Here is a 7,993-nt window from a genome sequence, read left to right as displayed (position 1 = left end):
CGTTGAACAATACGCAGGCGGCGCCCGCCTGCAGGCGCAACACTTTCACCAGGTGCGCGCTCGCCGCTTCCGGCAGCGCGAAACGTTGCCCGATCGCGAGCGGAAGTTCGACGAAGCTGCGAAGGATGCGCATCAGGTCGTGGCCTCTTCGATGGCGGCGGTGGTGCCGCGGGCGAGGTGCTGCAGTTCTTCGTCGTCGATGCAATAAGGCGGCATCCAGTACAGCACGTCGCCGAGGGGTCGCAAAACGACGCCGTTGCGCAAACCGGAAACATAGGCCTTCAGGCCGCGGCGATCGGATGGCTTCATTTCGATCGCGAGGATCATCCCGGTCTGGCGCACATCCAGTACTTCCGGATGCGCGGCGAACGGCGCCGCGAGCGCGGCCATGCGCTTTGCGGTTTCGCGATTGCGCGCCAGCACCGGCTCCGATGCAAAGATCGACAGCGATGCCAGCGCCGCCGCGCAACCCAGCGGATTTCCGGTGTAGCTATGCGAATGCAGGAAGGCGCGCTCGCGGCTATCGTCAAGAAATGCTTCGTAGACATGCGCGGTGGTCAGCACCGCCGACATCGGCATGAAGCCGCCGGTCAGGCCTTTCGACAGACAGAGAAAATCCGGACTGATGCCGGCCTGTTCGCAGGCGAACATCGTGCCGGTGCGGCCGAAGCCGACGGCGATCTCGTCGGCGATCAAGTGCGCGCCGTGACGATCGCAGATTTCGCGCGCGCGGCGCACGTAGGCTGGATGATGCATGCGCATGCCGCCGGCGCATTGCACCAGCGGCTCCAGAATCAATGCGCAGATCTCGCCTTCGTGCGCGGCGAAGATCGCTTCCAGCTCATTGGCGCGGCGCAGCGCAAAAGCTTCGGGGCTTTCGCCGGGCGCGGTGTCGAAAGCATCCGGGGACGGCGCGAATATCGGCTCGAGCAGCAGCGGCGCGTACACGCGGCGATACAGCGGGATATCGCCCATCGACAGCGCGCCGATGGTTTCGCCGTGATAGCCGTTGCGCAAAGCGATGAACTTCTTGCGCCGGGTGTCGCCGCGATTGAGGAAGCTGTGGAAACTCATCTTCAACGCGACTTCGATCGCCGCCGATCCGTTGTCGGCATAGAACACGCGCGCCAGTCCCGACGGCGCCAGTGCCAGCAGTTTTTCCGCCAGCAGCAGGCCGGGTTCGTGCGAGAAACCGGCGTAGATCACGTGCTCCAGTTCCAGCGCCTGCCGGCCGATCGCTTCGGCAATCCGCACCTCGCCGTGGCCGAATAGATTGGTCCACCAGGAGCTGACCGCATCGAGATAGCGCCGGCCATCGACACCTTCCAGCCAGACGCCGCGGCCGCGCCGGATCGGCAGCAGCGGCAGGGTGTTGGGGTGTTCGGCCATCTGCGTGCACGGGTGCCAGAGCACGGCCAGATCGCGCGTCCGCATGTCGTCGGCCTCTGCTAGCATCCGCGCATTGATTTCATTTTCCGCCATGCGCCCATGATCCCGACCAATCGCTGTCCTGTCCATTCCCGCAGCCGGACGGCTGCTGCAGGAGCAGCGTGATGCCGACGCTGCCGCTGATCCATGCACGTGAAGAGGTTGAGTCCGGCGGCTATCGCCGCGAAACCCTCGATCTCGAATTTTCCAACGGCGAGCGCCGGCGCTACGAGCGCCTGAAGAGCCGCGGCCATGGCGCGGTGATGATCGCGGCGATTCCCGAGCCGGGTACGATCCTGCTGATCCGCGAATACGCCGCCGGCGTGCATCGCTACGAACTCGGTCTGCCCAAGGGTCGCATGGATGCCGGCGAAGGCATCCTCGAGGCGGCCAATCGCGAGCTCAAGGAAGAAACCGGTTTCGGCGCGCGCAAGCTCACCCATCTGCGTTCGATCACGCTCGCACCGGGCTACATGACCCACGAAATCCAGCTCGTGCTCGCCGAGGATCTGTATCCCGAACGCTTGCCCGGCGACGAACCCGAGGAGCTGGAAATCGTGCCGTGGAAACTCGACGCCTTGCACGAACTGGTGTTGCGCGAGGATTGTTCGGAAGGCCGCTCGCTGGCGGGCATGTTCATCGTGCGCGAAATATTGGCGAACCGCGCATGAGCATCGATCACCAAGCGGTACTGCGGCTGGCGCGCGAGGCCGGCGCCGCGATCATGGCGATCTATGCGCAGGATTTCGCGGTCGAGCACAAACAGGACCTGTCACCGTTGACCGCCGCCGACATGGCCGCGCATCACCTCATCGTCGATGGCCTGGCCGTGCTCACACCGGACGTGCCGGTGCTGTCGGAAGAGTCGGCGTCGATCGGCTGGGAAGTGCGCCGGCAATGGCGTCGCTACTGGCTGGTCGATCCGCTCGATGGCACGCGCGAATTCGTCAAGAAGAACGGCGAGTTCACCGTCAACATCGCGCTGATCGAGGACGGCGTGTCTGTCTTCGGCGTGGTCTACGCGCCGGCGCTGGACGAAATGCTTTACGGCCTGCGTGGCGTCGGCGCCTTCGTGCGCGATGGCGGCAGCGACGTGCCGGTAATGGCGCGGCGCCCAGCGCTCGCGCCGTTGCGCGTGGCTGCGAGTCGCTCGCATATGGACGCACGCACCGCCGCCGCGATCGAGCGCATGGGCGAAGTGCAGACGCTGGGCCTGGGCTCGTCGCTGAAATTCTGCCGCCTCGCCGAAGGTCGCCTCGATATCTATCCGCGTTTCGGCCCGACCTCGGAATGGGATACCGCCGCCGGTCAGGCGGTATTGGAAGCCGCGGGCGGCGTGGTGCTACGCCTGGATGGCAGCGTGCTTTCCTACAACACGAAAGATTCGTTGCTCAATCCGGATTTCATTGCGTTGGGCGATGGCGACTTGCCGTGGAGCGACTGGCTAACGGACCAGCTTTGATGGGTTCGAACAGAGAGTTCCGGGTCGACGATCTTGTTCGCCGCATTTCCTATTCCGGGTTGAGATGGATCATTGGATCTGCCGTCAGCGGCGCGATTTGCTTCGGGAGCTACGCTGTCGTCTATCGTGATTGGCATGTCGGCTCGATTGTTGGGTCGGTTGTTGCGCTGGTGCTCTTCGGATCCTCGGCTGGTTTCGAGATGCTTGCCTTCCGCAAGCAATGTCGCATCCCATTGTGGTCACGGAATGCGATCACGCCGGTTTGTCTTGCTGCGCTTTGGTCCGGGTTGGCTGGCCAGCTGTTTCTGGTGTCCCTGTTTTTCTTGCATGGGTCTGCAGTAACCATGATGGATGTCATAGCGGTGTTTGCCGTATGTGCGGTTCCAGGTGCAATGATCGCTTCGTTGCCGGCGATTTGAGTTTGATGTCTTCGCGAGCCGAAACAATGAATGGAAATGACGACATCAGTACGCTCTTGCAAATCATGGAGCGCCTGCGCGATCCCGCGACGGGCTGCCCCTGGGACGTGAAGCAGGATTTTTCCACGGTCGCGCCGTACACGATCGAAGAAGCCTACGAAGTGGTGGATGCGATCGATCGCGGCGACATGGTCGATCTCAAGGACGAGCTCGGCGATCTGCTGCTGCAGGTCGTGTTCCATTCGCGTATGGCCGAGGAGGCAGGGCACTTTGCGTTCGCGGACGTGGTCGCGGCGATCTGCGACAAGATGGTGCGGCGGCATCCGCATGTGTTCGCGGGGGTGAGCGTCGCGGATGCGGAAACGCAGACCGCGCTCTGGGAAGCGGGCAAGCGCCGCGAGCGCGAAGCGCACCATGGTGCCGACACCAGCGCGCTCGCCGGTATTGCCCGCGGTCTGCCCGAGTGGCAGCGTGCGACGAAATTGCAGAAGCGCGCAGCGGCCGTCGGCTTCGATTGGCCGAGCGTCGAGCCGGTGTTCGACAAGCTGCACGAGGAAATCGAGGAAGTGCGCGCGGAATTCCGCGAGGGCGTCGGCCACGAGGCGCTGGAGGACGAGATTGGCGACGTGCTGTTCGTCGTCGCCAATCTTGCACGCCACGGCAAGGTGGATTTCGGTGGCGCGCTGCGTCGCGCGAACGCCAAGTTCGAGCGCCGCTATCGGCGCATGGAAGTGTTGGCGCAGGCCGAGGGCGTGGATTTGTCGACGCTGTCGCTGGACGACCAGGACGCGTACTGGAATCGCGCGAAGGCGGAAGAGAAATCCGCTAAGAAACGCTGACGTAGCAGCCAGCTTGATCCACGCAAGCAGGTGAGCTTGGGATAGTTGCTGCCGGGGTAGGCTTGCCAGCAAGCTGGCTCCTACGGTTGTGACGAATTTTCAGCAGCAGCGCGAGCTGCCAGGGCGGTAGCGGGCCTGCAGGCGGTTGGCGAAGAATTGTTCGTGGGTCATCGGTGGCGTCTGCGGGTGTTGCTCGCGCATGTGCCGCAGGTAGTTGTCGTAGTCGGGGACGCCGCAGGCGAGGCGCGCGGTCTGTGCGATTTTTCGACAGAGTCCGGACACGCGCGATACCAGTGCGGTCATCTCAATGCTCCAGCCCGGCGACGCCGACGTAAGGCGTTTCGCAGGCGCAGGCCTGCTGCTCGCGACGCGCGCGCAGGATCGTGTGCAGGCCCAGCACGACCACAGCCAGCATCACCGCGATGAACAACACGCAGAGCACGGCATCGACCTGGTTGTTGCCGACGATGCGCTGCATGTCGGCGATATTTTTCGCCGGCGCCAGTATCTCGCCGCGCGCGGCGGCGTCGCCGAACTTCTTCGCTGCTGCGAGGAAGCCGATATGCGGGTCGGCATGGAAGAGTTTCTGCCAGCCGGCGGTGAGCGTGCACACCAGCAGCCATAGCGTCGGTAGCAGCGCGACCCAGAGGTAGCGCTCGCGTTTCATCTTCACCAGCACGGCGCAGCAGAAGGTGAGTGCGATCGCCGCGAGCATCTGGTTGGCGATACCGAACAGCGGCCACAGCGAATTGATGCCGCCCAGTGGATCGCTCACGCCCTGGATCAGGAAATAGCCCCAGCCAGTCACGGCGATGCCGGTGGCGAACAGGTTCGCGGCCCAGGAATCCGTGCGCTGCAACGGCGCATAGGCCATGCCGGCGAGATCCTGGATCAGGAAGCGCGCGACGCGTGTGCCGGCATCGACGGTGGTGAGGATGAACAGTGCTTCGAACAGAATCGCGTAGTGATACCAGAACGCGAGCATGCCTTGGCCGGGAATCAGGCCGTGCAGAATCTGCGCCATGCCCACCGCAAGCGTCGGCGCGCCGCCGGTGCGCGAGAGCAGGCTGGTTTCACCGATCTGCTGCGCGGCCCCGGTGATCTGTTCGGGTGTGATCAGGAAGCCCCAGCTGCTGATCGTCGATGCGGCGTGCACCGCATCGGTGCCGATCAGCGCGGCGGGCGAGTTCATCGCGAAATACAGGCCCGGATCCAGCGCACACGCCGCCACCAATGCGGTGATCGCGACGAAACCTTCCATCAACATGCCGCCGTAACCGATCAGCCGAACCTGTTGTTCGTCGGCCAGCAGTTTTGGCGTCGTGCCCGAGGCGACGAGCGCATGGAAGCCGGAGACCGAACCGCAGGCGATGGTGATGAACAGGAAAGGAAACAACGAGCCGGAGAACACCGGCCCACTGCCGTCGACGAAACGCGTAAGCGCTGGCATGTGCAGGTCCGGCAGCGCGATGAATACCGCGACGGCGAGCAGCAGCACGGTGCCGATTTTCAGGAAGGTCGAAAGATAGTCGCGCGGTGCGAGCAGCAGCCAGACCGGCAACACCGCCGCGATGAAGCCGTAGGCGATCAACAACCAGGCCAGCGTTTTCGCGTCCAGCGTGAACAGCGCCGCCCAGTGTGGATCAGCGGCGACCACGCCACCGGCCCAGATCGCCGCGAACAAAAGCACAAGGCCCAGCGCCGAGACTTCGAGAATGCGACCGGGGCGCAGATAGCGCAGCGTGAGGCCCATCAGCACGGCGATAGGAATCGTCATCGCCACGGTGAACGTGCCCCAGGGACTTTGTGCGAGAGCCTTCACCACCACCAGCGCGAGCACGGCGAGCAGGATGATCACGATCATCAGGATGCCGATCATCGCGATCACGCCGGCGGCGTTGCCCATTTCGCTGCGGATCATCTCGCCCAGCGAACGGCCGTCGCGACGCACCGAGAAAAACAGCACCAGCATGTCCTGCACGGCACCGGCGAGAACCACGCCAATCAGGATCCACAGCGTGCCGGGCAGATAACCCATCTGCGCAGCGAGCACCGGGCCGACCAGCGGGCCGGCGCCGGCGATCGCCGCGAAGTGATGGCCGAACGCGACCCAGCGATCGGTGGGCACGTAATCGAGGCCATCGTTGCGACGCAGCGCCGGCGTTGCGCGAGTCGCATCGAGTTGCAGTACGCGATCGGCGAGGAAGCGGCTGTAAAAACGATAGGAAATCGCCAGCGTGGCGATGGTGCTGGCGATCAGCCAGACGGCATTGACGCTTTCGCCGCGATGCAGGGCCAGCACGGCCAGGCTGCCGGCGCCGAGCAAGGCGAGCGCGATCCAGCCGAGATGGCCGAACAGTCGTGACGCACGTGTCATGGATTCCCTCCCCGGGAGCAGCACTGCGGCAAGCGTCGCCGTTGGCCGCAGCGCGGTCAACCTCCGCGGCCTATTGCCGTCGTCGCGGCGCTGGCCAACAATCGCTCATGTCACCTTGCAGGCCTGCGCCATGAGCCAGTTCGCCAGCTTCAGCGATTTCTATCCCTATTATCTTTCCGAACACAGCGACCGCACCTGCCGGCGCCTGCATTTCATCGGCTCATCGCTGGTGATCGGCTGCGTGGTGGCGCTGGTGGTTACCGGCAATCCCTGGTGGCTGCTGGCGGCGCTGTTCTGCGGCTACGGCTTCGCCTGGATCGGGCATTTCTTTTTCGAGAAGAACAAGCCGGCGACCTTCCGGCATCCGTTCTATTCCTTCGCCGGCGACTGGGTGATGTACAAGGACCTGCTGACCGGCAAGATCCGGTTTTGATCCGCTCTCTTCGTAGGAGCCAGCTTGCTGGCGACCGGGTATGGGATTGCCTGCGTAGATTTGTCGCCAGCAAGCTGGTTCCTACGGGCGAAAGTCACTCGAGGAAAATCAACCAGGCGGCGATCACGATCAGCACGAAGCCGGCGACGTGATTCCATTTCATCGGCTCGCCGAGATACCAGACCGAAAACCCGGCGAACACGACCAGCGTGATCACTTCCTGCATGCCCTTGAGCTGCGGTGCGCTGTAGACCAGATGGCCCATGCGATTGGCCGGGACCTGCAGGCAGTATTCGAAAAATGCGATGCCCCAGCTGACCAGCACCACCGCCCACAGCGGTTTGTCGGTGAATTTCAGATGCCCATACCAGGCCATCGTCATGAACACGTTCGATCCGATCAGCAGCACGATCGGCAGGAGATAGGACGAGAGCGTGGTGGGCATGGCGGCATCCGGAGCGGGCAGACAGTCATGCTAATGCGTCGGCGGCCGGCTGCGTTCACGGGGATATCACCCCGGCCCGTTGTATTTTCACAAACCTGAAGATACTTCCGACTCCCGAGGTGTGCCATGCGACGCGACGATCCCTCTGGCCTGATCCTGTTGGTGGAAGACAACCGAAATCTTTCCGAGATGGTCGGCGAATACCTGGAGTCGAAAGGTTTCGGCGTCGACTACGCCGGTGATGGTGTCGACGGTTACCGGCTCGCCGCCGACAACAGCTACGACGTGATCGTGCTCGACCTGATGCTGCCGCGCCTGGATGGCATCGAGGTCTGTCGCAAGCTGCGCAACGAAGCGAAAAAATCCACGCCGGTGCTGATGCTGACCGCGCGCGACACGCTCGCCGACAAGGTCAATGGCCTCGATGCCGGCGCCGACGATTATCTGGTGAAACCCTTTGCGATCCAGGAACTCGAGGCGCGCGTGCGCGCGCTGATCCGCCGCGATCGTCGCCAGGTGAGCGCCGAGGTGCTGAAGATCGCCGACCTCGTGCTCGACACCGCCAGCCTGCGCGTGACCCGCGAGGGCCG

General features: G+C 63.7%; 10 protein-coding genes. 6 read left to right on the top strand and 4 right to left on the bottom strand.

From position 1 onward, the window contains the following. Positions 1 to 132 precede the first annotated feature (132 nt). A complete protein-coding gene (locus tag VKM35_RS08625) occupies positions 133 to 1,482 on the bottom strand; it encodes an adenosylmethionine--8-amino-7-oxononanoate transaminase (RefSeq protein WP_324320433.1) in 1,350 nt (449 codons plus the stop codon). 71 nt (positions 1,483 to 1,553) lie between these two features. On the opposite strand from VKM35_RS08625, the gene nudE reads away from it, so the two are divergent. Genes nudE through mazG form a run of 4 tightly spaced genes read left to right on the top strand, consistent with a single transcriptional unit; the run spans position 1,554 to position 4,148 of the window. Next, a complete protein-coding gene (nudE, locus tag VKM35_RS08620; RefSeq protein WP_324320430.1) occupies positions 1,554 to 2,099 on the top strand; it encodes an ADP compounds hydrolase NudE in 546 nt (181 codons plus the stop codon). After that, positions 2,096 to 2,890 carry a 3'(2'),5'-bisphosphate nucleotidase CysQ gene (gene cysQ / locus VKM35_RS08615; RefSeq protein WP_324320428.1) on the top strand — a complete coding sequence of 265 codons (795 nt, stop codon included), beginning with the start codon at positions 2,096 to 2,098 and terminating at the stop codon, positions 2,888 to 2,890. The genes nudE and cysQ overlap by 4 nt, the downstream gene beginning before the upstream one ends. Beyond that, positions 2,890 to 3,309 carry a hypothetical protein gene (locus tag VKM35_RS08610; RefSeq protein ID WP_324320426.1) on the top strand — a complete coding sequence of 140 codons (420 nt, stop codon included), beginning with the start codon at positions 2,890 to 2,892 and terminating at the stop codon, positions 3,307 to 3,309. The genes cysQ and VKM35_RS08610 overlap by 1 nt, the downstream gene beginning before the upstream one ends. Positions 3,310 to 3,335: 26 nt before the next feature. Beyond that, a complete protein-coding gene (gene mazG, locus VKM35_RS08605) occupies positions 3,336 to 4,148 on the top strand; it encodes a nucleoside triphosphate pyrophosphohydrolase (RefSeq protein ID WP_324320424.1) in 813 nt (270 codons plus the stop codon). Between the two features lie 99 nt (positions 4,149 to 4,247). Here mazG and VKM35_RS08600 read toward each other — a convergent pair whose 3' ends face one another. Beyond that, positions 4,248 to 4,451: a YbdD/YjiX family protein gene (locus tag VKM35_RS08600; RefSeq protein ID WP_324320422.1), complete on the bottom strand. Its 204-nt coding sequence runs from the start codon at positions 4,449 to 4,451 to the stop codon at positions 4,248 to 4,250. Between the two features lies 1 nt (position 4,452). After that, positions 4,453 to 6,525, bottom strand: coding sequence for a carbon starvation CstA family protein (locus VKM35_RS08595; RefSeq protein WP_324320421.1), 2,073 nt, complete (start codon positions 6,523 to 6,525; stop codon positions 4,453 to 4,455). Between the two features lie 130 nt (positions 6,526 to 6,655). On the opposite strand from VKM35_RS08595, the gene VKM35_RS08590 reads away from it, so the two are divergent. Beyond that, a complete protein-coding gene (locus VKM35_RS08590; protein WP_324320419.1) occupies positions 6,656 to 6,958 on the top strand; it encodes a DUF962 domain-containing protein in 303 nt (100 codons plus the stop codon). A gap of 94 nt (positions 6,959 to 7,052) precedes the next feature. Here the strand turns inward: VKM35_RS08590 and VKM35_RS08585 are convergent, their stop codons facing one another. Next, a complete protein-coding gene (locus tag VKM35_RS08585) occupies positions 7,053 to 7,403 on the bottom strand; it encodes a DMT family protein (protein ID WP_324320417.1) in 351 nt (116 codons plus the stop codon). A gap of 126 nt (positions 7,404 to 7,529) precedes the next feature. Here VKM35_RS08585 and VKM35_RS08580 point away from each other — a divergent pair. Continuing rightward, the coding region (locus VKM35_RS08580; protein WP_324320415.1) for a response regulator transcription factor at positions 7,530 to 7,993 on the top strand (464 nt) is incomplete at its 3' end.

The sequence above is a fragment of the Arenimonas sp. genome (genome assembly GCF_035312645.1).
GTDB lineage: Bacteria > Pseudomonadota > Gammaproteobacteria > Xanthomonadales > Xanthomonadaceae > Arenimonas.
Note: the sequence above shows the minus strand (reverse complement) of the source record. Positions and strands in the feature narration are given on the sequence as shown.

Excerpts from the sequence above, each read along its gene's own strand:
- VKM35_RS08625 (WP_324320433.1), bottom strand. The coding sequence starts at position 1,482 with ATGGCGGAAAATGAAATCAATGCGCGGATGCTAGCAGAGGCCGACGAC.
- nudE (WP_324320430.1), top strand. The coding sequence starts at position 1,554 with ATGCCGACGCTGCCGCTGATCCATGCACGTGAAGAGGTTGAGTCCGGC.
- cysQ (WP_324320428.1), top strand. The coding sequence starts at position 2,096 with ATGAGCATCGATCACCAAGCGGTACTGCGGCTGGCGCGCGAGGCCGGC.
- VKM35_RS08610 (WP_324320426.1), top strand. The coding sequence starts at position 2,890 with ATGGGTTCGAACAGAGAGTTCCGGGTCGACGATCTTGTTCGCCGCATT.
- mazG (WP_324320424.1), top strand. The coding sequence starts at position 3,336 with ATGAATGGAAATGACGACATCAGTACGCTCTTGCAAATCATGGAGCGC.
- VKM35_RS08600 (WP_324320422.1), bottom strand. The coding sequence starts at position 4,451 with ATGACCGCACTGGTATCGCGCGTGTCCGGACTCTGTCGAAAAATCGCA.
- VKM35_RS08595 (WP_324320421.1), bottom strand. The coding sequence starts at position 6,525 with ATGACACGTGCGTCACGACTGTTCGGCCATCTCGGCTGGATCGCGCTC.
- VKM35_RS08590 (WP_324320419.1), top strand. The coding sequence starts at position 6,656 with ATGAGCCAGTTCGCCAGCTTCAGCGATTTCTATCCCTATTATCTTTCC.
- VKM35_RS08585 (WP_324320417.1), bottom strand. The coding sequence starts at position 7,403 with ATGCCCACCACGCTCTCGTCCTATCTCCTGCCGATCGTGCTGCTGATC.